Annotated in this window: 19 protein-coding genes and 1 pseudogene; 5 read left to right on the forward strand and 15 right to left on the reverse strand. The window is 62.1% G+C overall.

Annotation, left to right across the window (positions count from 1 at the left end; all coding sequences use genetic code 11):
* Positions 1-11 precede the first annotated feature (11 nt).
* From P2G62_RS14080 to P2G62_RS14095, 4 genes are all read right to left on the reverse strand, one after another.
* Entirely contained in the window at positions 12-296 is a 285-nt protein-coding gene (locus P2G62_RS14080; protein ID WP_275735536.1) for a helix-turn-helix domain-containing protein, read from the reverse strand.
* A gap of 133 nt (positions 297-429) precedes the next feature.
* A complete protein-coding gene (locus tag P2G62_RS14085; RefSeq protein WP_275735537.1) occupies positions 430-984 on the reverse strand; it encodes a DUF2285 domain-containing protein in 555 nt (184 codons plus the stop codon).
* Between the two features lie 325 nt (positions 985-1,309).
* Positions 1,310-1,576: a DUF2285 domain-containing protein gene (locus P2G62_RS14090; RefSeq protein ID WP_275735538.1), complete on the reverse strand. Its 267-nt coding sequence runs from the start codon at positions 1,574-1,576 to the stop codon at positions 1,310-1,312.
* 83 nt (positions 1,577-1,659) lie between these two features.
* Positions 1,660-1,914: a helix-turn-helix domain-containing protein gene (locus P2G62_RS14095; protein WP_275735539.1), complete on the reverse strand. Its 255-nt coding sequence runs from the start codon at positions 1,912-1,914 to the stop codon at positions 1,660-1,662.
* A gap of 634 nt (positions 1,915-2,548) precedes the next feature.
* Between P2G62_RS14095 and P2G62_RS14100 the strand changes: the two genes are divergently transcribed.
* Positions 2,549-5,260: a UvrD-helicase domain-containing protein gene (locus P2G62_RS14100; RefSeq protein ID WP_275735540.1), complete on the forward strand. Its 2,712-nt coding sequence runs from the start codon at positions 2,549-2,551 to the stop codon at positions 5,258-5,260.
* Positions 5,261-5,327: 67 nt separating this feature from the next.
* Here the strand turns inward: P2G62_RS14100 and P2G62_RS14105 are convergent, their stop codons facing one another.
* The 5 genes from P2G62_RS14105 to P2G62_RS14125 all read right to left on the reverse strand — a co-directional run bounded on the left by P2G62_RS14105 (position 5,328) and on the right by P2G62_RS14125 (position 11,601).
* Positions 5,328-5,729 carry a single-stranded DNA-binding protein gene (locus P2G62_RS14105; RefSeq protein WP_275735541.1) on the reverse strand — a complete coding sequence of 134 codons (402 nt, stop codon included), beginning with the start codon at positions 5,727-5,729 and terminating at the stop codon, positions 5,328-5,330.
* A gap of 315 nt (positions 5,730-6,044) precedes the next feature.
* Positions 6,045-6,308 (reverse strand): hypothetical protein, encoded by a 264-nt coding sequence (locus P2G62_RS14110; protein WP_275735542.1) that lies wholly within the window; start codon positions 6,306-6,308, stop codon positions 6,045-6,047.
* A gap of 72 nt (positions 6,309-6,380) precedes the next feature.
* The gene (locus P2G62_RS14115) at positions 6,381-6,797 is read right to left on the reverse strand and encodes a hypothetical protein (RefSeq protein WP_275735543.1); all 417 of its coding nucleotides are present in this window, start codon (positions 6,795-6,797) and stop codon (positions 6,381-6,383) included.
* A gap of 575 nt (positions 6,798-7,372) precedes the next feature.
* Entirely contained in the window at positions 7,373-10,453 is a 3,081-nt protein-coding gene (locus tag P2G62_RS14120; RefSeq protein ID WP_275735544.1) for an SMC family ATPase, read from the reverse strand.
* Entirely contained in the window at positions 10,450-11,601 is a 1,152-nt protein-coding gene (locus P2G62_RS14125; RefSeq protein WP_345799275.1) for an exonuclease SbcCD subunit D, read from the reverse strand. Before P2G62_RS14125 ends, P2G62_RS14120 begins: the two co-directional genes overlap by 4 nt.
* A gap of 72 nt (positions 11,602-11,673) precedes the next feature.
* Here P2G62_RS14125 and P2G62_RS14130 point away from each other — a divergent pair, with 72 nt between their 5' ends.
* The 4 genes from P2G62_RS14130 (at position 11,674) to P2G62_RS14145 (ending at position 18,771) form a co-directional block, all read left to right on the forward strand.
* Complete coding sequence (locus P2G62_RS14130) at positions 11,674-12,462, forward strand: hypothetical protein (RefSeq protein ID WP_275735546.1); 789 nt, start codon at positions 11,674-11,676, stop codon at positions 12,460-12,462.
* Positions 12,463-12,585: 123 nt separating this feature from the next.
* Positions 12,586-13,752: a DUF6361 family protein gene (locus P2G62_RS14135; RefSeq protein ID WP_275735547.1), complete on the forward strand. Its 1,167-nt coding sequence runs from the start codon at positions 12,586-12,588 to the stop codon at positions 13,750-13,752.
* A complete protein-coding gene (locus tag P2G62_RS14140; protein ID WP_275735548.1) occupies positions 13,742-15,589 on the forward strand; it encodes a phospholipase D family protein in 1,848 nt (615 codons plus the stop codon). The genes P2G62_RS14135 and P2G62_RS14140 overlap by 11 nt, the downstream gene beginning before the upstream one ends.
* Positions 15,586-18,771, forward strand: a complete 3,186-nt coding sequence (locus P2G62_RS14145) for a helicase-related protein (protein ID WP_275735549.1) — start codon at positions 15,586-15,588, stop codon at positions 18,769-18,771. Before P2G62_RS14140 ends, P2G62_RS14145 begins: the two co-directional genes overlap by 4 nt.
* Positions 18,772-18,859: 88 nt before the next feature.
* On the opposite strand, the gene P2G62_RS14150 is transcribed toward P2G62_RS14145, so the two are convergent.
* From P2G62_RS14150 to P2G62_RS14175, 6 genes and pseudogenes are all read right to left on the reverse strand, one after another.
* Positions 18,860-19,795 carry an SLOG family protein gene (locus P2G62_RS14150; RefSeq protein WP_275735550.1) on the reverse strand — a complete coding sequence of 312 codons (936 nt, stop codon included), beginning with the start codon at positions 19,793-19,795 and terminating at the stop codon, positions 18,860-18,862.
* 308 nt (positions 19,796-20,103) lie between these two features.
* Positions 20,104-21,141, reverse strand: a complete 1,038-nt coding sequence (locus P2G62_RS14155; RefSeq protein ID WP_275735551.1) for a toprim domain-containing protein — start codon at positions 21,139-21,141, stop codon at positions 20,104-20,106.
* Positions 21,142-21,340: 199 nt separating this feature from the next.
* Positions 21,341-21,985 (reverse strand): antitoxin of toxin-antitoxin stability system, encoded by a 645-nt coding sequence (locus tag P2G62_RS14160; protein ID WP_275735552.1) that lies wholly within the window; start codon positions 21,983-21,985, stop codon positions 21,341-21,343.
* Positions 21,978-22,394, reverse strand: a complete 417-nt coding sequence (locus P2G62_RS14165) for a hypothetical protein (RefSeq protein ID WP_275735553.1) — start codon at positions 22,392-22,394, stop codon at positions 21,978-21,980. The genes P2G62_RS14160 and P2G62_RS14165 overlap by 8 nt, the downstream gene beginning before the upstream one ends.
* A gap of 56 nt (positions 22,395-22,450) precedes the next feature.
* A complete protein-coding gene (locus P2G62_RS14170; protein ID WP_275735554.1) occupies positions 22,451-22,969 on the reverse strand; it encodes a hypothetical protein in 519 nt (172 codons plus the stop codon).
* A 79-nt stretch (positions 22,970-23,048) separates the two neighbouring features.
* Positions 23,049-23,273 (reverse strand): annotated as a pseudogene (locus P2G62_RS14175) (hypothetical protein); the annotation flags it as partial.
* Between the last annotated feature and the right edge of the window lie 112 nt (positions 23,274-23,385).

The raw sequence follows: 23,385 nt of genomic DNA on the forward strand, positions 1-23,385 counted from the left end.
ACTCCGGACGCTCAACGCGTGCGCCGGCCGGAGGGCGGCAATGCCGTCAGAACCCGGCGCTTGGCGGGCAGAACCTGCCCACCGCGCGGGTCGGTCGTGGAGGTGACGGAACCACGATCCACCCAGGCTTGCAGATCCTCGATGGCATAGACAACGCGCCCACCGAGCTTGTGATAGGCCGGGCCGGTGCCATAGGTGCGGTGCTTTTCCAGCGTCCGCGCCGAGAGGCTCAGGAAATAGGCGGCCTCCTTGGTGCGCAGGTAGCGCGGCGGCAGTTCGGGGGAATTTGCGGGCATGGGGCTGTCTCCGTGCTGATCCTGGAAACCACCGGGAAACGGCGGCTGACAGAGGTCAGAATGGAGAAGCGGGCGCGGCGGGATGGAGTGCGAAGATGGGGAAGGCTAATTCGCACAGCGGACAGCAGGCGCGTTACCCGCGGTGGCGATGGCGCAGCAAGCGCCGATAACCGCCCTCGACCATCGCCTGCGCATCACGCAACAGCGCCATGACCGCATAACGCTGCGAGGCGCTTTGCCATTCGTCGCGCCGGATCGACGACATGCGGAAGATCACCGCGGCGATGTCACGCTGCGAGGCCCCCGAGCGCCGGCCATCATGGGCCTGCAACATGCGGCGCAGGCGGGCTTTTTGCTGGGGCGTGATCCGGGTGTCCGGCGGCACGGTGCGTCCGTGCAGGCTCGCGAGCAAGCGATGGATCGCTTCCAGGCGGTCGAAGCCGTCCCGCGTGAGTGGCACCACCGCCACCACCGGCGCCTTCAACACTTTGGAATAAACCACCTGCAGGCGTTGCCCGTCGCCCAGATCATGAAACGCATGGGACAACTTGGCCTCGGATATCACCGGCCCTTGAACGGGAAGGGAAGCCTCGTCCTCATCGCCCAGCAAGCTGGGGGACGGCTCCAGCAGCACGACGCTGGTATCGTCGCGTGGCTCCCAGATGACCGAGGCTTTCGGCGCAGGCAAAGCGGGATCGGCGGCGAAATCGCACCCCCCAATCCCGCCGCATGCGCTCTCTCAGCGCTTGGCGGTCCGGGCCCGCCGCCTCGCATGCGGCGTAGTCCCGGGCGTATCTGTCATTGCGGCGAAGCCACTCCCAGGCAAGATCAGACGCGCTCAGCGTTTCGACGTAGTCATATCTTGCCGGAGAGCGCCAGCCGGTCGGTTTCGACCCCATGGCATCCCCCTGTTCGCATTGAAAACGTGAGGCGTTCAGGCTTCCCGCAAAGGTTGTGTTCCGGAAGCCCCCGCCGCGGCACCGCGCGATGCCGCCTTGGCATCACCCGCGCGCTCAGCTGTCCCTCTGGCCGAGTTCCCGGAACCCCTGCCGTGCCATCCAGCCGGCCCGGGCAAGGTGACTATCATAGACGTTCTGGCACCGTTCCGGTTCAGCATCCGGATCGAGGCCGAACAGCACCACGACGACCTCGCGCCAGTCCGCCCCCTCCTGTGCCGCATCGAACAGGCGCAGGTAGAGCGCCATATGGGCACGGTCATAGGCGGTGACTTCGTCTCCACCGGGCACGTCATCGAGAAATGTCGGATCAGCCTGGGCCATCGGCACCAAACCTCTCATGAAGACCGCGCGTCTTGCCAGTTGCCGTTTTGTATAGGCTCGAAAGATCGCCTGAATATGACGATTTATCGTGATCTGGCCTGCATGTTCCGCTCATTGAGCAACAACACCCCTTCCCCCTTGTCGGTGGAAAGCAGCACGATCCCCGCGGCCTCGAGCGCCCGGCGCACCTGATCACGCGTGCTCTCATAGACCTCGAGCCCGCTTTCGGATTCGAGGCGCTTGAGCGCGGTCAATGATACGCGGGCAGCATCTGCGAGCGTCTCCTGCGTCCAGCCAAGCAACGCGCGCGCAGCCCGTGATTGTCGGGCGGTGATCATGCATGATCACCTCCCATTCGGACAGGTACACGCGCCAGAACTACGGCTATTTTAGTCGCTTATGGCGATGTAAGCCAGTGACGGGCGGCGGCCTGTTTCAGGGCATTGTCACCGGGCATATGCGGTGTTCACCAGCCGGCGAAGCCGTGCCGACCGGCGACTGTGAATGGCGAGTTTTCGCCGAAACTGGGCTGAGAGCGACCTTTTGATCAACCTCCAAGGCAGAAAATGCCCAACAATCACCGCGACCTGTGTCCCCGCCAGGTAACGCATCGAAGACCCCTGAAAAGTTTGACCATTTCCAGACATAGCTCGACATCCTAGCAAGGAGGCGACCAAACGTTCAGCGTGGGGCGGTCTTGAACCGCCATCTGCATCTCGTTTACAAAGAGAGCAATGCGATGTCTGCTCTGCATCCATAGCCATGCATGGTATGCAACGACACAGCGCACGGCAAATGAAAGCAGAATGAAGTCAAATACCAATAGTCCGCGTGCCGATCAGGCGAAACATGATCCGGAACTGTCGCCCAATTGGGGTGAAGCATTTTTCTTTTTTTGAAAGCGAACGAGCAGAGACAAAATAATGCCCGAGAACCTGTCAGGATTAAATTCACCAGAACTTGACGTAACCTATGATTGAGTGGCTAATTGGGGCGACGTTGCTTGGTGGATTACTATTTGGGAACGAAAAGAAAAAGCCATCAAGTTCCAACGGTGCTGCTGCCGCCCGGCGTAGCCTTTTGGAACTCGAGCGCCCGTACAAAATCGATGCGGATTCGGATTTTTCCGAATGGCGGCAGACGTGGACGGGGTTGACCGACACCACCAAGTGGATTCCCAAAGGCCTCGCCTGCGAAATCATTCACAAGTTTCCGCCGCATCGGAACGGCAGCGTCGCGCCGCTGCCGACTGCAGAGCACCCTCGGCTGGAGAAAGCGCTCCAATCCGAGTTTTCAACGCATAACGCGACATTTCTTCAAACGCAGAAGGAAAAATGGCAGAATTTCTTTTCGTCGGTCGAGCGTAACCCGCTGACAGATGAGCAAATGGACTGCTGTATATGTATGGACGACGCCGTTCAGATCGTTGCCGCAGCCGGGTCAGGGAAGACCTCAACCATCGTCGCACGCGTTGGATATGTGCTGACCGAAGGTCTCGCCTCGCCCGAGCAGATCTTGATCCTTGCTTTCAATAAGTCGGTGCAGCAGGAGCTGACGGAGCGCATCAAGGAGCGACTCGGACATTTAGAAAACATCGACCGGATTACCGTGCGAACGTTCAACGCCTTTGGTTTGGGAGTCATTGGGAAAAGCACTGGTCGAAAACCAAAACTGGCGGAGTGGGCCGAGAACGGCAAAGATATACAAGAGCTATCGCAGATCGTTGAGAGCCTGCGACAGCAAGACCCTCGTTTCCGGACAGACTGGGATATCTTCCGAACCGTCTTCGGGCGTGATATCGGTGATTGGGAGAGCACCAGACAACCGGGTTCAGATAGTCGCAAGGGCGGGATTCAAACTGCTGATGGAAAACTCGTAAAAAGCCAGGAAGAGCGGATGATCTGCGACTTCCTCTTTTATCATGGTGTTTCGTATGAATATGAACGCGCTTACGAGTACGACACCGTTTCCGAGGATCACTCTCAGTATCATCCGGATTTTTACTACCCAAATATCGAACTCTATCACGAGCATTTTGCGCTGGACGAAAAGGGACGTGCCCCGGCCCACTTTACGGGTGACTATGTCGCGGGCGTGCGATGGAAAAGAACGCTGCATGCCGAGAAGGGAACACCGTTCTTCGAGACTACGTCGCATGGATTGCGCAACGGGAATGACCTTGATCGACTGAAAGAAGAGCTCGAACGCCGTGGCGAAGTGTTGGAATTCGACGAGAACCGCTCGCCTCAAGGGCAGCCCCCCATTCCCACAGCGCAGCTTGTTTCCACAATCCGCACCTTCCAGCAGCACGTCAAAGGTAATGGTCTGACCAGTCAGGATCTTCACCGCGCCATCGGAGCGACCGATCGAGGGCATCGAGAACGCCTCACCCGCTTTGTCGAACTTTACGAGAGGGTTTCAAATGAATGGCAGCAGCGTCTGAACTCCGAAGGATGCGTGGACTATGACGATATGCTGCTGGGCGCTATCCATCACATCGAAGACGGTTCCTATCGTAGCCCCTACACGATGGTTCTCGCTGACGAGTTTCAAGACGTTTCGCAAGCAAAACTGCGCCTTCTGAAGGCGTTGAAAGGAAATGCGGGGCCAGAAGCGAACCTGTGTGTCGTGGGCGACGACTGGCAGGGCATCAACCGCTTTGCTGGCGCAGATATTTCCGTGATGGCCGGTTTTCAGAAAACCTTTCCGCATTCCACCCAGCTGACGTTGAGCAAAACGTTTCGATGCCCCAAGGGATTATGTGATGCATCAAGCGAGTTCGTTCAGAAAAATCCGCGCCAGATCAAGAAAGTCGTTGAAACCACCAACGAGTATGATGTTCCGCCACTCCACGCATTTGCATCAGAGACCCCTGAAGCTTCAATTAATATAGTTGAAAAGCACCTCAAGCAACTCCATGGCTCAGTCAATGCAGCTGATCACAGTATGCCATTGGGCCGGAAAGTCAGCGTGATGCTGCTTGGGCGATATCACAAAGACAGGCCGACAAGACTTGCAACATGGTCGCGTCAATTTGGCGATTGTCTTGATATCAAATTCTCGACTGCCCACGCCGCTAAAGGTCTTGAAGCCGATTATGTGATGTTGCTCAACGTGACCGAAGGTCTGATGGGTTTTCCAAGCCAAATTGTCGATGATCCAGTCTTGCAGCTAGCGATGCCCGAGCCGGATGGCTTCCCATTTTCAGAAGAGCGCCGCCTGTTCTACGTGGCATTGACCAGAGCTCGCCGACAGACGCGCATCTATACCCTGAAAGACAAAGCCTCGCGGTTTGTGACTGAGCTTTCCAAGGATGGGCTCGTCGAGATCAAGAGCGAAAACGCGACTCTCGAGGTTTGTCCCAAATGTGGGGAAGGGATTCTGCTGCGAAAAAATGGCCCGTACAGCCCCTTTGATGCATGCAGCCGGTATCCGGAATGCGACTACACCAGACGAATTCTGACCTCACAATCTAATGAGCACGCCGCGCCTCGGCCGGTAAGGTTGCAAGAACCAATAACCGAGGGCGCTACATGCCCGACCTGTGGGCGCGGCAAGATGATCGTTCGCAAGGACAAAAACAATCGAGAGTTTTTGGCATGCTCAGCATTTCCTAGGTGCAGGACGACCGCCTCACTCAAAGAAAAGGGACAAATTTCAATTTCAGGCGAGGATAAAACATAACTTTCCATCTTCGAAACGCATCGCGCTGTGCCCCGGCGGCTCGCACCGCCCGGGCCTTGCCTCCCGCTCAGAACGGGATGTCTTCGTCGTCGATGAACTTGCCGTCTTCAGGTTCGCCCTGCTTCGCGCGGCTCAGGAAATCGATCGTCTCGGCGATGATCTCGCAGCCGTAGCGGTCGACACCCGCCGCATCGGTCCACTTGGTGTAGTGGATGCGGCCGCGCACCAGGAGCTTCATCCCCTTCTCGCAATATTGCTGCACGGTCTTGCCGAGGCCGTTGAAGCAGGTGATGCGGTGCCATTCCGTGTCCTGGACGCGATAGCCGTTCTCGTCGCGGACGACCCGGCCTTCGGCGTAGCGCGGGCGCGAGGTGGCAAGGGTGAAGTGGGTGATGGAGGTGCCGCCCTGGGTGGTGCGGGTTTCCGGGGCCTGACCGATGTTGCCGGCGAGGATGATGATGTTCTGCATTTTCAAGTCTCCGTTGCTTCAACCGGAGGGACCGTCCCTCCGATGATGCCCGGCCAAGACCGTCGCAGGCGGCCTGCACGGATGCTCCGGCATCCGCCCGACCCCTTAGGCGGGACGTGGTGCGGGCAGGCGCGGCACGCGCCAACACGGGTCTCGCCGCGGGGGTTGCTGGCCGAAGGCGAACGGGCTTAGGGGATCAGTCAGGAGGAGGGACAGGTTCTTTCAGGGAAGCGCCTTCGGAGACACGGCGCAGAACGATCATTCCCGCTTGGGAACCACGCTCTGGCCTGACCGGCGCATCTATTTGCAGGCCCCTTACCCACGCCCCTCTGCTACCAAGGCCACGAAGCCACAGCCCGATTGCCGGAAATTGAGAATGACCAGCGCGTCTCGGATCATCGGCATCGCGCCGGCTTCTGCCGCGACATTGACCGCGAAATTGCGAGAAGGAAATGAACGAGTGCCCTGCTCCTCCGCCATGCCAGGGGTGACCCGGCGTTCAAGACCGATCTGGTAGCGAAATCGCCTGAGCGTGGCAACCGACGCCTCCGCAGAAGCTCGAACCGAGGCATATGACATCGAAGCCACTCGCAAGACGGCAATGCAACAGCCCTTGCGCCGAGCCACCGGGGCATGATCTCACGGGAAAGGTCACTGCTCGAACAGACCTTCGCCGATCGCGTTAAGATTGGCCATCGCCGCCATCGCCACGATCAGGCCGCAGGTCCCGCACAGGAGATGCAATGCTATTCCTGAAGCCACGGCTTGATGAACGACACCATAGGCAAGCGCATAGCCCGCCACCGCCGCGGGAACCGTGAAAACGAGTAGAGCGAACAGGCGTAGAAATGGATTGCGGGCGAAGCCCAGGACCAGGACAACAGCCACAAGCGACAAGAGCGCCCCACCCCCAGCGCTTATCGCGGAGTTTCCACCACTCGCGCCAATACCGTGAACATATTGAAAAACTGCGATCCCCACCATGACGGGAAGAGCATAGAGGGAAAATTTGAAGGCAATTACGCCCAGAGCTATCGTCAGGGAAAAAGCAAGCAGAATGAGGGTCATGACAGCCTCCAGAACAGTGATTTCAGGGATCACGACAGGCGGCTCAAGGATACGCCCCGCCTGCGACTGTGCTGCTTCGCCGGTTCTGCAAGGATGGGTTGATTGTCTTCGCAGACGACCATCCGGTCAAGGGGTCTCGCGCCGGCTGGCAACCCCGCCAACCACCCCAAGACCCACTCTACCTCTCATGAAACCCGCAACGACGGGACCAGAAGGTTCCACGCCACCATGTCTACCCGTCCGCCCTCACAGCGGAAGGCCTCGCGCATCGAACCTACCGGCGATCTCGAAAAGATCGGGGGTGTTTTTGTCCCGCTGCCTGCTAAGCCCTTCACCGAGATGCAGACAGGGGTGCTTTATGCGCGTCAGCCCCTGTCCTCCTTCGAAATGGACCCAGCCACCTTTCGGCATGCGAACGCTCACGATCGGCACCCCGCATATCGGGCAGGCCCATCTGAAGGCAGCCCCCTTTTCATGTCCGTTTTCGTCCCGGAGCACCCAACCGCCACGGACAGAGACTGTTCGCCCCTTCGTCAGCCTGCGGGTGTGCGCCTTTCGATAATGCCAGCGATCCGTCATCCCAGCCCCCGTCTTTCTTCGACCCGGCTGCCGCTCGGGGTCGAGCGCACGTAAAACCCTTGTGGAATGGCCTCCTGCACCAGCCCGACATGAGAAATAAGGCCCACGGCCCGGCTGCCCTCTGTCAGCGCCGCCAGAACCTGAAGCACCTGATCCAGCGTGCCAGCCCCGTTCTCGGTGTCGAGGCTGCCAAAGCCCTCGTCGATGAAGATCGTATCCATCCGGATCTTGCCCGACAGGCTCTCGACCACATCGGCGAGCCCTAACGCCAGCGCCAGAGCCGCGATGAAGGTCTCGCCGCCCGACAGGGTCGCGGTCGGGCGGGCCTTGCCGGTATTGATGTCGAAAACCTCGATCTCCAACCCGCGCTTGCCGCGTCCGCCCGAGGCCTCCGCTCCGCGCTCAAGCCGATAACGCCCGCGCGTCATTGGGTCGAGCCGCATGTTCGCCGCCTCCAGCACCCGGTCGAACATGGCGGCGATAGCGAAGGTTTCGAGCGTCATGTTGAGATCGTTCTTGCCATTGGCAAGATCGGCCAGCCCCCGCAGCGGCCCGGTTTCGGCCTCGAGTTTTTCCGTTCCGGCAAGCGCTTCTGCCAGCGAGGCCTTGAATTTCGCCAAACTCTCGCAGGCGGCCTTCGCATCGGCCATCGCCGCGTTGGCGGTGTTCAGGGCCTGCGTGGCGCCCTCCAGCGCCTGCGTGAGCGGGGCAAGGTCCGGGCGCTCTTGATCCTTGCAGGCGTCCTTGGCGTTCTGCAACGTCGTGCGCGCGGCGATCAGCCCCTCGCTATGATCGGTCACCGTCTTGCGGTCGGCCGTGAGCGTCGGGAAATGCACCTTGCTGGCATCGTATCCCGCCTTGTCCAATCCGGCTTCATTCAGGCGGGCGAGGAAAGCCTCGCGTGCGGTTTGCTCGCGCCGCTCCTGTGTTCCGAGCGCCGTCGTGGCCGCCTCCTGCTTTTCCTGCGCCCGGGTGAGGGCCTCGGCTGCGGTGCGATCGCCCTCGATGGCGCGTTCCAGCGCCTCGGTGAGTTGCCGTTGTTCGCCCAGCAAAGCCGCCCGCCGCCCCGCGACGGCCTCGGGCGTGCGCAATTCGTCGGGCAAGGCCTCGACCACCGTATCGCGCCTTGCCCGCGCCGTGGCCAAAGCGGTCTCGGCCTTGCTTGCGGCGGTCCGCGCTTTGTCCTCGACCGTCTCGGCTTCCTCCAGCTTGAGCTTGAGCTCGGCAAGACCCTCCGCCATCGCGTCAAGATCGTCCACCGCGCCAAGCGCGGCAAGCGCGCCATCCAGCCGCAATTTCTCGGCCTCAAGCTCCGTGGAGGAACCTTCGGCCGGTTCCAGGTCTTCCAGCGCGCGCTTCTTCTCGTCAAGGCGCAGACGGCAATTGCCCAGTTCACTTTCGGCCCGAACCCTTGCCTCGGACGCCTCTTTCGCCTTGTTCTGCGCCTGTCGAAACGCCTCGGTCAGGCCGGATTGCTCGGGCGTGCCATGGGCCGGGGCGGGATGATCGAGCGCGCCGCAAACCGGACAGGCTGCGCCCTCGGTCAGCTTTTCGGCAAGGATGATCGCCTGAGTGCGCGAAAGCCGCGCCTCGGCCTCGATCAGCGCCGCCTCTGCAACCTCTTCCGCTTCGATCTTCGCCGCCAGATCGCTCGTGGCGGTTTCGAGCTTTCCTTCGGCCTCGCCGACCGCCGCCTGCGCCTTGGCAAGCGCCCCCGCCTTGGCCAGATCCCGGTCAACCTCGGCCAGTTCACCGGTCAGCTTGCCGCGCGCCGCCTCTGCCTTGCGCGCCGCGTCAAGCGCCAGATCGGTTGTCTCGCGCCGGGAGCGGAGCGTTTTGCACGCCGCTTCTGCTTCGGACAACACCGTTTTCGCCCCGTCATCGGTCCTTGCAGCACCGTCAACGTCTGCCTGCAATTCCGCCGCCTGCCCGACCTTTTTCCCGATCTCCTCCAACCGCGTCAGATCGGCCTGAACCGCCTTCAGCCGGCCCTCGCCCGCCTTGGCCTCCACCAACTCCCGCGCCGCCCCGTCCCGCGCCGATTTCGCGGTGCCGAGCGCCGTTTCTGCCTCGGTCACGGCCTTCGCCGCGTCCCGGCTGTCCCGCGCCGCATCGTGCCAGGCCATCTCGAGATCGCGCGCCTGCATGGCATTCGTGACGGCATCGACCCGCTTCGACAAGGCGTCGACCTCAGCCGTTTTCGCGTCGAGAGCGTCAAGCGCCAGCCCTGCCGCATCGACGGCGGCAAAGGCCTTTTCGACCTGCTCGGCCTCACTCAAAGCCTTGCGCGCGGTTTCATTCGCCGCCTCCGCGCGCTGCTGAAACCCGCGTTTCTCGTCGACCTCGACTTCGGCCCCGGCAATCCCCAGATCCAGCGCCTCGGCGCTTTCAAAGCCACGTTCCTCGAGCCGGGCCAGATAGAGCGAACGCTGCTCGCGCAGCGCGCGTTCCGCCTGTGCCGCCTCCTCCTTCAGCCGGGCGGCAAAGTCGCGATAGATCTTCACGTCAAAAAGCTCGCGCAGGATCTCGACCCGCGCCTCGGTCTTCGCCGCCAGAAACGTCTCGAACCTACCCTGCGGCAAAAGCACGATCTGGCGGAACTGATCCGCCCCGTAGCCCAGCAGCGCCTCGATCTGCTGCCCCACCACAGAGACCTTCTTCTCGGCGATGACCCGGCCCGACTGCCCCGGCCCCAGTGTATCGACCGCGATCCCGGTCACGTCGAAAAGCGAGGCTTCGGCGGCGTCCACGGTCATCCCCTCACCGCGCGCCTTCGGACGCTCTTGTGCCGGGCGACGGCGGATCAGATAGGTCTTGGCGCCCAGTTCGAAAACGAACTCGACCTCGGTGGGCAGATCCGCCGCGGCGTGGTCCGAGCGCAGCGAACGCGGCTCTTGGTCGGTCCTGCTCGGCGCCCCGAACAGCGCAAAGGACATTGCCGAGAACAGCGTCGACTTCCCGGCCCCGGTCTGGCCGTAGATCCCGAACAGCCCGGTTTCGAGCGCAGAGCGAAAATCCACCACCTCGGTCGTGGCGAAGGGGCCGAAGGCCTGAAGCGTGAGGCGGATCGGTCTCATGCCCGGTCCTCCGCGGTGTTCCCAGCGTGCAGCCTGTCGGCGGCGATTGCCAACTCAGCGTCACTCGGCGCGCCCCCGCGCACCGCCTTCAGGAAATCGCCAACCATCTCGATTGGCGTGACCGCGGCCCGTCCTGCCCCGAGCGCCTTGGTTTCCGGCGTCCGTCCCTGCCGCGCATAGGTCAGATGGCAGGTGTTGGGATAGGTCACGCGCAACCGTTTCATCGGGTCGATCAAAGGGGTCTCATCCGTCAGGATGGCTTGGACGAAATCGTCCGAGGGCGTTCCCGCCAGAAGCTCCGCGAAAGCCCCGGTGAGCGAGCGCACCTGCCGGAGCGGGCGGAACGGCACAGTGCGGATCGCGACGCCCTCCGCATTCAGATCGACGATGGTCATGGATTTTTCACCGCCCGCCTCGTCGAAGCCGAAGGCGAGCGGGGCGCCGGAATAACGGACATGGGGCGCGCCCACGTCCTGAGGCCCCACGTCCTGAGGCTTGTGCAGATGCCCCAGCGCCACGTAATCCGCCCCGTCGAAGAGCTCGGCGGGAACGGTTTCGATACCGCCGACCCGGGTCAGGGCACGCTCGGTCTCGCCGACCGCGCCACCCGCGACGAAGGCATGGGCCACCACGACCCAACGCGCGCCCTCAGGGACCTGTCCCCGCGCCGCGGCGATCTGGGCAGCCATGACATCTGCCGGCGTGCTGATGCCTTCATCCCCGAACACCTCGCGCGCGGCGTATTCATAAGAAAAGGGCAGCGCGGAAAAGGCGACCACGCCCTGCGCGTCAGGCAGCACCAGCGGCGTCTCCACCGCATCTGCAATCCCGCGCACCAGCACTCGCGACGCGGTGGAAAAGACCGACATCGCCTCGATCCGATCCCCGGAATCGTGATTGCCGGAGATCATCACGACAGCGGCGGCAGTTTCGTCCGCCACGCGCTTGAGAAAACGGTTGAATTGCCGGATCGCCGAATTTGGGGGGGAGGCACGATCGAATACGTCACCCGCAATCACAAGCACGTCCACTCGCTCGCTCTTCAGCGCTTCGACGATCTGCCCCAAGACCGCCTCGTGATCCTCTTCGAGGCTCAGCCCCATGAACTGTCGCCCGAGATGAAGATCTGCGGTGTGAAGCATTCGCATAAGATCAATCCATTTTCTATACGTATAGTTAATGTATGGACTTTGCAAAAAGAGTCAAGTATCCCATACCCCATGAGTCTCGAAACCCTCAAACACGCGCAGCGCGAACGGATTCTGTTTCTGGATCAATGCTTGGCTTGGCGGGGGCAGGCCAACCGCCGGGACTTGATGCAGCGGTTCGACATCTCGACGGCACAGGCGGCGATCGATTTTCGAACCTACCTTTCGCTGACGGATACACCGCCGGTCTACGATGCCACCGAGAAGACCTATTTCGCCTGCGCTGGTCACAGGGCATTGTCTGATGCCGGCCCCAGACAGGTGTTCGACCTGCTCAGCGACGAGACAACCTCCCTTGGCGCAAGCATCCCGCTGCCGGGTCGCGTCATGGATCCCGCCATCATCGCGCCGCTCTACCGCGCCATGAACGGCGAACGCGACATCCAGATCACCTATACCTCGATGACCAGCGGCCTTTCCGCCCCGCAATGGATCGGCCCGGCGCGGTTTCATTTCGACGGGGAAGCGATCCATCTCCGGGCCTGGAGTTACAAGCACGAAGCCTATCGCGATTACCTGCCGATCCGGATTCACAAACCGGTTCGGACCTCGCGGGATAGAGTCGCGCCCCTGCCCTTCGACACTGACTGGCACACTCAGGTGCGACTGTGGATTCGTCCACGTTCTGACCTCTCGGAGTCTCAGGCCAGCGTGGTCCGCCTTGAATACGGGTTTGAGGGCCGTTCGCATCTGATCGTCGAAACGCGCAAGGCGCTTGGATTCTATGTCATCAGACGGTGGCGGCTGGGCGAGGACAAGTCCCGACTCGAACTCGAAAAGACGGAGGAGGTGGAGTCTTGAGAGACTCGTCCCAATCCCAATGGTTGGCCAATTCACCTGTTTCGCAGAGTTCCTGCTGTCAGAAAAGCGACCTATACGGTTCACATTCACTCCGTGGCGCCGGAAACTCACATAGAGGTATAAATGTCATTCATTGCATGGATCGATTTTGATCAAGCCGACAGAGACCGGACCAGACGCATAATGGACCTGTTCGGCAACGAGGAAAGCCGTGACGAGTTGGGCCTTGGAGCCATCCGCGACGCCTTGGCTGACCTGATGTTTCCGGGCACGTCCACGATCCAGACCAGGTTGCGCTACATGATGTTCGTGCCCTGGATCTATCAGATTGCAGGACGGGAAAAAGGCACTGCAAGCTCCCGTCGCGACTTGGCCCGGGCGCTCGAAATTCGTTTGATCGATGCGCTGGACCGAGGTGGTGAGAAGAATGGCGTCATCGGCAGCGACGCGCGAGAACGGTTGAAGCGTCTGCCGAGCGATGTTTATTGGGCGGGTCTGCTCGCCCTTGGCATTCGCCAGTTTCAGGGCAGCCGGAATGCCTGTCTCGAAGCGGGGCCGGGCGAAGCAAGCCGTCTCTGGAGCCCGGGTCTGCCCGATGCCCCCGAAGGGTTCCTGACAGATCCGACGTTTCAGGCGCATTTCGCGCTGACCTCAGCCGAGGCGGACTTTATGCGCGATCGGCTGGCGCACGAGGCGCCTGGCAGCCTGTTTACCTTGCTCTCGCGCGCCCAGAATGATGCGGAATGCGATTTCATCTGGCTTCACCCGGCAAGGGCGGACTGGCGCGGCGAGATTCAATCTCTTGTCCTGCATGCAGAACGCTTTTCCCGGCTCATGCTTGGGGCATCGTTACTCTACAACCTCATGCTTTCCGAGAAAGCCGCATCGCGGCAAGGCGCTGAGCACGGCGAATGGAGTGACCGCGTCGAGTTCTACCTGTCCAGGCTGAAGGACTGGGCTGAAAACACGCCTCCCGAGATTTTCGAAGACTGGTCTCTGCCCGAGCTGTGGGACGTGATCCGCACGACGCCCCATGCGGTGAAACCGCAGACCTGCCGCTTCATCGAGGATTGGCGGAGCACGGTCCGGGCTTGCAGCGGAAAAGTTTCCTCCGACGATGCGGCCCGTCAACTTGTGCAGGAGCGTGAGAGCCGCCTCAAAGGTCCCAAATCGCGCTTCCGCAACGATGGGGCACTGGCGCGCTGGCGTGGCGCATCGGGTGCCACTCAAATGAGCTTTCGCTGGCAGATCGTCTCAAGCCACTTGAAAGACCTGCAGCATGCCAAATAACGCGACCCTCGACCCGGAAAACCGGGCGCTTTACGGCGAAATCCTGCGCGCACCAGCAGGATACGAGTTGGATGCCGCCATTGCCACGACCTACACGCTGGACTTTGAGACCGCTCTCGTAATCCCGGCGACATTGGCCTTCCATGCGGCCGAAAACCGGGACCAGACCCTCGACACACCGCTTGCGCTGCTGGAAGGGCTGGAACGGCTCTCCTCGAAGATCGCGATCTTCTGCGAGGGGGGGCGTATCGCCGGCATGCCACGTGGGGCGAACCGACTGACGGCCTTGCTGGAGGATACGATTACCGAAGTTGCGGCCCCGGGCGGTGGTGCTTTTCACCCCAAGCTCTGGCTGCTGCGCTTCACCTCGCTCTCGGGGCATGAAGCCCCGCGCCTGCGGCTGGCGCTCCTGTCTCGCAACCTGACAAAAGACATGTCGTGGGACCTGTCGCTCTCTCTCGACGGGAGGATCGGGCAGCAGATCGATCCGGAAAATGCACCTGTATCGGGACTTCTGCGCGCCCTTCCCGGCATGGCAACCGGACGCAAGACGCCCAAGAACACGCGCACCATGGTCGCCAGTCTGGCCGCGGATCTGGATCGTGCGGTATGGGAGCCCCCCGAACATATTCGTCGCATCCGATTTGCCGTGAACGGCCTGCCCGGCAAGCCGTGGCTCCCCAAGATCGGTGCAAAAGTCGGGATCATTTCGCCCTTCGTTTCCGATAGGGCCCTCACGGAATTGACCGCAGGCGTCGCGCGCGAAAATGCCCATCTGTTGGGACGCACGGAGGAGTTGGCTTTGTTGTCGCACGAGACGCTTGAGCGGTTCGGGCATCTCCAGGTGCTGGACGAACTGGCGGAAACCGAGGATGGCGAGGATGCTGCGGAGCCGCCCCGCAGCGTCGTGCCTGCCCGGGGCCTGCATGCAAAAGCCTTTCTGACAGAACGTTATGCAAGCACCGAAATCACCTTGGGCTCCGGCAATGCGACCGATGCGGCGTTACTGGACGGGTCCAACATCGAGGTCTTCGCAACGCTTTCCGGCTACACGCGGGACATTGGATCGGTCGAAGAACAGCTCGCCCCGGAACACCTCGGGCGCTTCCTCCGCGAATTTACCGCCTATGATTCCGACGACACATCCGCCGAGCTGGAGGCCGACCGCCGGATCGACACGCTGGTGCGCCAGATTGTCCGGGCCGCCCCGCGCCTTCGGTGCCGGGTCGAGGAAGACGATATCGTCGCGCTTTTCCTTTCCGTCGCAACTCCGGTGACCGTGCCCGAGGATCTGGAGCTGCACATCTGGCCGCTGGTTCCAGGAGAGACCTGGGGGGTTAAGGTGGCGGACCTTTCGGAGCGGGAGACATTGTTGGCGCGGGTGGCTCTCAGGGACGTCACGCGCTGGATCGGACTTCGCCTGCGTGATGGCAAGACCGGTCTGCAGCGCGATGTCACTCTGGGCACCGAACTGCTCAACCTGCCCGACAACCGGACTGCAGAAATTTTGCGCGCGATCATCGAGAACAGAGAAGCCTTCCTGCGCTATATCCGCCTTCTGTTGGGAGATGTCACCGACGCGGCCAAGGCGCTTTTCGCCGCAGGGGCTGGCAGCGGGTTGACCGGAATATTCGGCGCAGAACAGGACAGCGCAATCCTGGAAGACATGGTGCGGGCCTTCTCGGGCGAGGGACGCCAGCTTCGCGACATCGAACGCCTGATAAAGCGTTTGGGCGATGCTGAGGGAAAGGATGGCCCTGTGGTCCCGCCTGAATTCCGCACTCTGTGGGAGACGTTCCGGGCCGTCATGCCCAAGACGAAGGGGGCCGGCAAATGACAGATCGCTTCGCAGCCGAACCGGCACTTCGCCCACTAAAGGCGTTCCAGCGCGCGACTGTCGACTACGTGTCACGCCGGCTGCTCAGCGATCCCGATCCCGTGCGACATTTCCTCGTCGCCGATGAGGTCGGGCTTGGCAAGACAATGGTCGCCCGCGGCGTCATCGCTCGAACGATCGAGGCTTTGCAGGATGACGTGAAACGGATCGATATCGTTTACATCTGTTCCAACGGAGCCATCGCCCGCCAGAATGTCGCTCGGCTGAACGTGATGGGAGAGGCAGAGGCGCATGTCTTGCCAACACGCCTAACCATGCTCGCGATAGAATTGGCCAAAGCCGGCGGGATCAAGCCGGAAGGGGTGAATTTCTTCAGCCTCACCCCGGGCACATCGCTGGATCTCAAGAGTGGTGGCGGCATGAAGGAGGAGCGCGCGCTGATCCTGCGCCTGCTCTGGGGGCTTCTGGAGGACCGCCGCGCCGTCGCGAAGATGCTGCAGGGCTATGCCGGTCAAGACGGCTGGCGCGCATCCCGAGACTGGATCGACCGCCAGCCGTTGGAACAGTCCATCGTCAAACGCTTCGTATCGGCAGCATCAGCACGACCAGATCTGCTGGCCGAGCTTGAGGCATGCGCACAGGCCTATAAAGGGATGCGCGGCAACAACACCGAGCTGAACCGCCGCCGCGAGGCGATTGTCGGCGAATTCCGCAGCATACTGGCCCGCGAAAGCGCGGAGGCCCTGGAACCTGACCTGATTGTCCTGGACGAATTCCAACGTTTCACCGAGGTTTTGAACGGTGACGGCGAAGCGGCCGATCTGGCACGCAAACTGTTCGATGCCGAAGGTCCGGAAGGCAGTCAACCAAGGGTCCTGCTTTTGTCGGCCACCCCCTACAAGATGCTCTCCCTGCGCGATGACGAGGCGGACAGCGGAGATCACTACAAGGAATTTCTGGATGTTATCGGCTTTCTGTTCGGCGACAGGGGCGAAGAGGTCCGCGCCGAGCTGGAGCAGGAAATGCGCCAGTTCAGGCTTGCCATGCTGTCCCTGCCGGCAAGCGCGGATGTTTCCAGAACATTGAAGAACGCGATCGAATCCACCCTGCGCCAAGTCATCGCGCGCACCGAACGGGTGACCGAGACCGCAGATCATGACGCGATGATGCGCGATATTGACGTGCCGGTCTCGCTTGAGCCGGCGGACCTGCTGGAAGCCAGGGCGATTGCCCGCGTCGCCGAGGCCGCGGACGCACCGGGGACGGTGGAATACTGGAAATCCGCGCCCTATCTGCTCAGCTTTTTGCGGGACTACAAACTCGGGCAGAAGCTTGATGCCCAGAAAGACAATCCTTCCGAGGGCCTTCGCGCGGCCATCCGCGGCGCGCGCGATGCGCAACTCGATCCGCGCAAGATCGAGGCATATGCCCCTGTCCCGCTTCCCAACGGCCGCATGCGCGCGCTTCGTGAGCTAGCATTCGAAAATGACCTCGCCCGGCGCCTCTGGATGCCACCGAGTCTTCCCTATTTCGGCAGGCCTGTTGTGGCCAGCAAGCTCTTGCTCTTTTCGCAATGGACCATGGTGCCGGACGCTGTTGCGGCCCTGCTCTCCTACGAGAGCGAGCGGCAGATGAACATGCCCGAGTTGGGGCATGCCTATTCGGATGCGTTCAGGAAACAGACGCAATTGCTGAATTTCCGCCACGCGCGCGAGCGACTGACTGGCTTGCGCGCCCTGTCGCTGGTGATCCCATCGCCGGCACTGGCCGAAGCGGTTGATCCCCTCGCGATCTGGCGCGAAAACGACCTGCTAATCGACGAGGCTGCAATGCGGGGGGCTGCACGCCAACACCTGCAACCATTGGCGAGGATGATCCGTTGCGCGCTGGAGACGGTGCCGAGAGGCCGTGACAGTGCACTTCCCGAGGATGACAGCGGGACGAGCCGCGCGGAAACCTGGGACTGGGCCTGTGCCGCCTGGCTCAACAAGGCAGCCGATAGCTATGTGCCCTGGCTGCGGTCCGGGGCCGGATTGCAGGATGTGTTGCGCGAAGACGGGATGGATGCGTGGATGGACCATGTCTCCGCATTGGCTGAAGTGGCTATGGCCGAGCAGCTCGAGGGCACCCCCACTTATGACGCCTTGCTCGACCATCTGACCGACCTGGCGCTTGGCAGCCCCGCGACCTGTGCGCTGCGCGCCCTGCACCGCGTCGCGCCCGCATTGGCGCTTGATAACCCGGCCCTTCTGACTGCGGCGGCGAAGATCGGCATGGCCTTTCGGGGACTGTTCAACCAACCCGAAAGTCAGGCCCTGCTGCGCGGAGATCGTGACACGGCCTACTGGCGTTCAGCCCTGCGTTACGGAGTGAGCCACGATCTGCAATCCGTTCTGGACGAGTATGTGCATATCCTGCTGGAAGCAGAAGGGTTGAGTGATGCTTCGCCGGTTCACGCAGTAAGCCGCATTGCCGCAACCATCGACGAGGCCATGTCCTTGCGCCCGGCAACCATCAGCATTCGGAATTACAAAGTGCGGTCCGGTCGACTGAAGATTTCTGAGGCTTTTCATATGAGAGGCCGCTTTGCCACGCGGCTACTTCAGAAGGCGCAGGAAGGCGGAGCTGTGCAGCGGACCGACTTGGTCAGGTCTGCCTTCAACTCCCCGTTTCGTCCTTTCGTGCTGGCATCGACTTCGGTCGGACAGGAAGGTCTGGATTTCCATCCTTACTGTCATCGCCTCGTTCACTGGAACCTGCCATCCAATCCCGTTGATCTCGAGCAGCGCGAAGGACGGGTGCACCGTTACAAAAACCATGCCGTACGTCTGAATCTGGTCCGTCAGGAGGCGATGCACCTGAAAGAGGCCCCGACGCAGCCTGATCCATGGGCCCAGATGTTTCATCTGGCACACAGCAATGCAAAACGCCCCGGAGACCTTGAGCCATTTTGGTTGCTCGACGGAACGACCTGCATTGAACGCTTCTCTTTGAACTTGCCTTTCAGCAAGGGAATTGCCCTGCTGGGATGGCTGAAACGCTCGGTTGCGCTCTACCGGCTGGCGTTCGGACAGCCTCGGCAGGATGACTTGCTGGCCTACTTGGAAAAGCTGCAAGCCAGTGGGGACAACCTTGATCTGGATGCACTGCAAATCTGCCTAAGGCCACCTGCATTCGTATGAACACATGCAACATTTTGCGCGGGGCAGATTAGGCTGAAAGCTGTCTAGGCAAATCGACTTGGCCCAGATCCCGCCAAGGGGCGGCGCTTTACGCGCCGCCTTCGTGCTTGATCACCGGGATACCCATCTTGCGGGCTTTGTCGGCAAGGTTCTCCTGGATCCCCGTGCCGGGGAACACCAGAACGCCGATGGGGAGTGTGTCCAGCATCGCGTCATTGCGCTTAAAGGGAGCCGCCTTGGCGTGTTTGGCCCAGTCCGGGCGGAAGGCAACCTGGGGCACGTTGCGATGATCGGCCCAGCGGGAGGCGATCAGCTCGGCGCCCTTGGGCGAGCCGCCGTGCAGGAGCACCATGTCCGGATGCTTGGCATGGACCTGGTCGAGGCGTGCCCAGATCACCCGGTGGTCATTGTAGTCTGCACCGCCGGTCACGGCCACTTTCGGCCCCTCGGGGAGCAGCAGCGCCGCCTCCGCCCGGCGTTTGGCGGCCAGGAAATCGCGACTGTCGATCATCGCGGAGGTCAGGTTTCGATGGCTGACGCGCGAGCCGCTGCGCGGGTGCCACGGTTTGCCCTGATGATGTTCGAACCCCTCGGCGGCGAGGTCGCGGAAGAGTTCCAGCGCGTTGCGCCGCTCGATCAGGCTCTGTCCCTCGGCGATCAGGCGTTCGAGCTCGACCGACATGATCTCGGAACCATCCTGTTCACGCTGCAGGCGGCGCTGCCCCTGCTCGTTGTCATCGAGCGCGCGTTCGGCCCGTTCGGTCGCGCGATGGAAGAGATTGACAGCGCCCCAGAGCAATTCGTCGAGATCGGGTTCGAGCCGCGTCTCGCCCAAGGTGGCGATCAGGGCGTCGAAGATGTCGGCAATAGCGGTGGCGATACGGTTACCTTCGGGCAACGGGCGGGGATCGGGTTCATCCTCGAACGGGCGCCAGCCATAGAGCTGGAGTTCGGTGAGGGCGTGATCGGTCTGGGAAGAACTGTGGATCGGTTCCCTGCCGTCTTGTTTGTCCTGCAGAGTCATTTCGGGCTTCCTTCTTCGGCTGAGCCGCGCCCATCGCGGCCTTCGTGGCAGCGAAAAGCCCACGGGCGGGGCGGTCTGGCAGCCCGAGCCATGGCGAGGGCCCTGATGGCCAAGCCCGGTCAATTTGTTTCGCGCTGCAAAGGCGGGCCTGCCCGCCGGCGGAAATTGACCGGGCGCCGCCATTGCCGGGCCGCCCCGCTTGTGGGCCGCCTGCCCTCTGAGAAGGCCGGGGGCGGCGACCCGCCCGAAGTCGGACGCCCGAGATTGGCGGGACAATACGGCAGGCGTCCCCGCCCTCCCCAACCCCGTCACGCCACGAAGAACCGCGAGGCATCGTCGGGGTGAAGCTGATCCTTCAACCGTAACCGCAGGGCTTTGAGCCCGTCGTGCCGCAGATCGTCGTTGAAATCGCCCAGACGGGGCATCAGGGGAAGCGCCTCGATCCCAGCGTCAGTGGCTCGGGCATGCGCCCTTTTCCAAGCCGCGTCCCCAGCCGGGTCGCGCTCCCGCAAGATATAGAGCCGGTGCAACCTCTCCGGGAACAGGATGGCCCCGAGATTGCCGGCAGAAAGCGCCGCCACCGCCGGCAGTCCGGGCAGAACCGTGCGCAGGGACAAAACGGTCTCGATCCCCTCGCCGACCGCTAGAACATCCTGCGCAACGCCAAATCGCACCCCGTGGCCGAGCAAGGCTCCCATCGCCCGTCGCGGGGTCTCGACAGAAGCCTTGGCCGAACCGTCCGCGGCGAGCCAGGTGCGATGCGCGCCCAATTGGCGGCCCGCGAGATCGGTGACGGATGCAACCAGCGCCGGGAGCTTCAGGATGACGCCTCGTTCTGACCGATAGTAGCAATGCGGATGGAAGCGCAGGCTAGCGGTATCCTGCAGGCCCGTGATCGCCCGGCCGCGAAGATAGGCCTCCGCGAGAGCGCCTTGGAACGGCTGTGACATCGCAAAGAGCCGCTGCGCGGCCTTGGACGCCCGGGATGCAGCAGGCGCCAGAGGTCGGACGATCTCTGGCCCGCCCAGCCGAGCCCCGGAGATGCCGAGGAACCGCCGGGCCTCTTCGGCCGTCGCGGCGAAATCCGCCAAGCCGAGGCTTTCGCGGATCACGTCGAGCAGATCGCCATGCGCGTCCGTGGCGGCGTCTGTCCATTTGCCTGCGGCCCCTTTGCCCCGCTCCGGCCCGGTGAGGCGGACAAACATGGATCGGCCCGGGATGTTGTGAACATCGCCCACGATCCAGTAGCGCCCGGATTTGTGACCCGCCGGCAGATAGTGACGGCAGACTGCCTCGGCCTCGCGGGCAAGGCGGGCCGCCAGATCAGAAGCGTCATCACGCGGCATCGGCTTGCTCCCTTTTCCATGCTCGAATTCGTGGCAGTGTGGCCCGGCAGTCGATTACAGCCGGATCGATCATCATCCGAGCTTTGGACATTCCCGCGCGACGACAAGCGAGCGGAGCGCCAAGGCGCAGCGTGGGACAGAAATGGGACAGAGGCTCAGCGCCCGAGCCGGCACATCGGCGCCTGGCGTCGCCGCGCATTCACCCGAAACGCTGCCCGGCTTCGGTGAACGTGTAGCCAATCGCCAAGATCGCCTCGTCCACCACCGCGTCCGAAGTGAGATAAGCGTATTCCCGCTCGAGTTGCCGATAGAGCCAGCGCGCAAGATCGCGGAGGGCTTCGACCACGACATCCTCGGCCTCGCCGAACAGATCCTGTCCACCGGGACTGTCGCGTTCGACGGAGATTGCCATGGAATATTCGTGATCATAGGGACCGCGGTGAGTGACCTCCGCACGCAGTTGGTAGAAGTTGCGCCGCTGGACGGCTTGCAGCCTGTCGGCGATGCGGTGCAGGTCGTCGTCCTCCGGCGCATAGGCGCGGATTTCCACCGCCGCCCTCTTGCGGTAGCCGTAGAAACCTTCCCAGCAGGCACCATCGCCCTGCGACCAGAAGCCCCGAAACCAGATGCAAGGTTCCCGTCGGGTGCCTCCGCTCACCAGGCGCAGGGCGCGGGTCTTGAACCGGATCCCGAGAATGTCGGCGATCCGCTGGAAATCCTCAAAGACCTCCTCATACCACGCGTCGTCAAAGCCACCCTGCCGATACCAGGCCCGTGCGGTCTCCTTCGAGGCCTCGGGGAGTTCGTCGAGGCGATAAACATTCGTGCAGATGAGCTCAGGCATAGGGATCCCCCCCTTCCATCACGGTGGAGAGCCAGCCATCGGTATAGATCCAGTCCACCGTCTCGCCGGTGGAGAGGTCGAGCACATGGGCCCCACCGCCAAAACCATCGACGCGCGGGCGCGAGCAGGTGTTGGCATATTGCATGCCCCAGAGCCCGGTCAGACCGAAGGCGGCGGCGCAGCGCTTGACGAAACGGATCACATGCTCCGGATCGCCCGTGCCGCCGTCGCGGATCCAGATCTGCGTGCCGCCGAATTCCGGAACGATCGACAGATCGAAGCCATCCGAAGGCGGGTCTTCGCCATCGGCATCCTCGGCAAGCGTGCGATAGAGATCGAGCGCCTGAGCGGCATTCTCTGGCGTCCCTACATCGAGCAGGCAGGAAAAATGCGTGAAATAATCAGCCATTACAGCCCCCTTTTCATACGGCACCGGTCTTGACCGGGCCTGTGGATGTGAAAGGCTCAGGCAGCCAGTACGAGGACAGCCGAAAGGCGACCGTGCCAGGCTGGATCGACCAAGCGCGCCTCGAGCGCCGCCGCCTGGAAGCGAAGCGTGCGTGCCTCGGATGCGGCCCCTCGATCCAGTGCGGCCATGGCGCGGGCCCTGATCTCGGAGGCCCGCATAACGACCTCGCGCACCTCCGCCACGGATTGCACCGGAGCGCACCATTGCAGACCGGTCCCTGCGATCTGACCAGCAAGGCAAAGCCGATGGCGAGCGTCCTGCAACAGCAGCAGGTTCGGCATGAACCCGATCAGCGCATCGGCGCAAAGATCCCTCTGGGCACCGCGCCGTTCGGCACAGGCCATGGCATCCTCGATCCCGCGAAACCGCCCGAGTAGAACGCTGGTTTGCACCGGGTAGGCCCCGAGACCCGGAACCGAGGTCTGCGTCTCTCCGGCGCAAAGCAGGCTGAAAGGACCCTCCCCCGGGAGCGGCGCGACAGATGCGCCCCGAGGGCGCGGCATGATTGCATTCATCGGGAAATCTCCGCGACGGGCGCCGGAAGCCTCTCTCCCGGCTCTCAACCCGTCACGCAATCCCCGCTCGTCTCTGCCTCTACCGATCCGACAGGACAGGATCGACTTCGGCTTCAATCTTGCGGCTGCGCCCCATCCACGGCTCGGGATGGATCGCTTTCACCCAATCCGCAAAACTCGGAATGAAGCCCAGATCCTCGCGCACATGCTGCTCGCCGACCCAGCGGGTCGGGATCGCCCGACCGCTCGACAACGTCAGCGTCGTGCCGAAGATCGTCTCAGCCATGAAAATTCCCTCGGCATGTTATCTGGACAGTCAAGCTGTCTCTTCGGAAAAACCTCCTGACCTCATTGAGGTTTTCCTGTGCGGCATGGGTGAGACAGTTCATGGGGGCTCCCTCTCTTCTTATCCCTGT

The sequence above is a fragment of the Paenirhodobacter sp. CAU 1674 genome (assembly GCF_029222945.1).
Taxonomy (GTDB): Bacteria; Pseudomonadota; Alphaproteobacteria; order Rhodobacterales; family Rhodobacteraceae; genus Rhodobacter.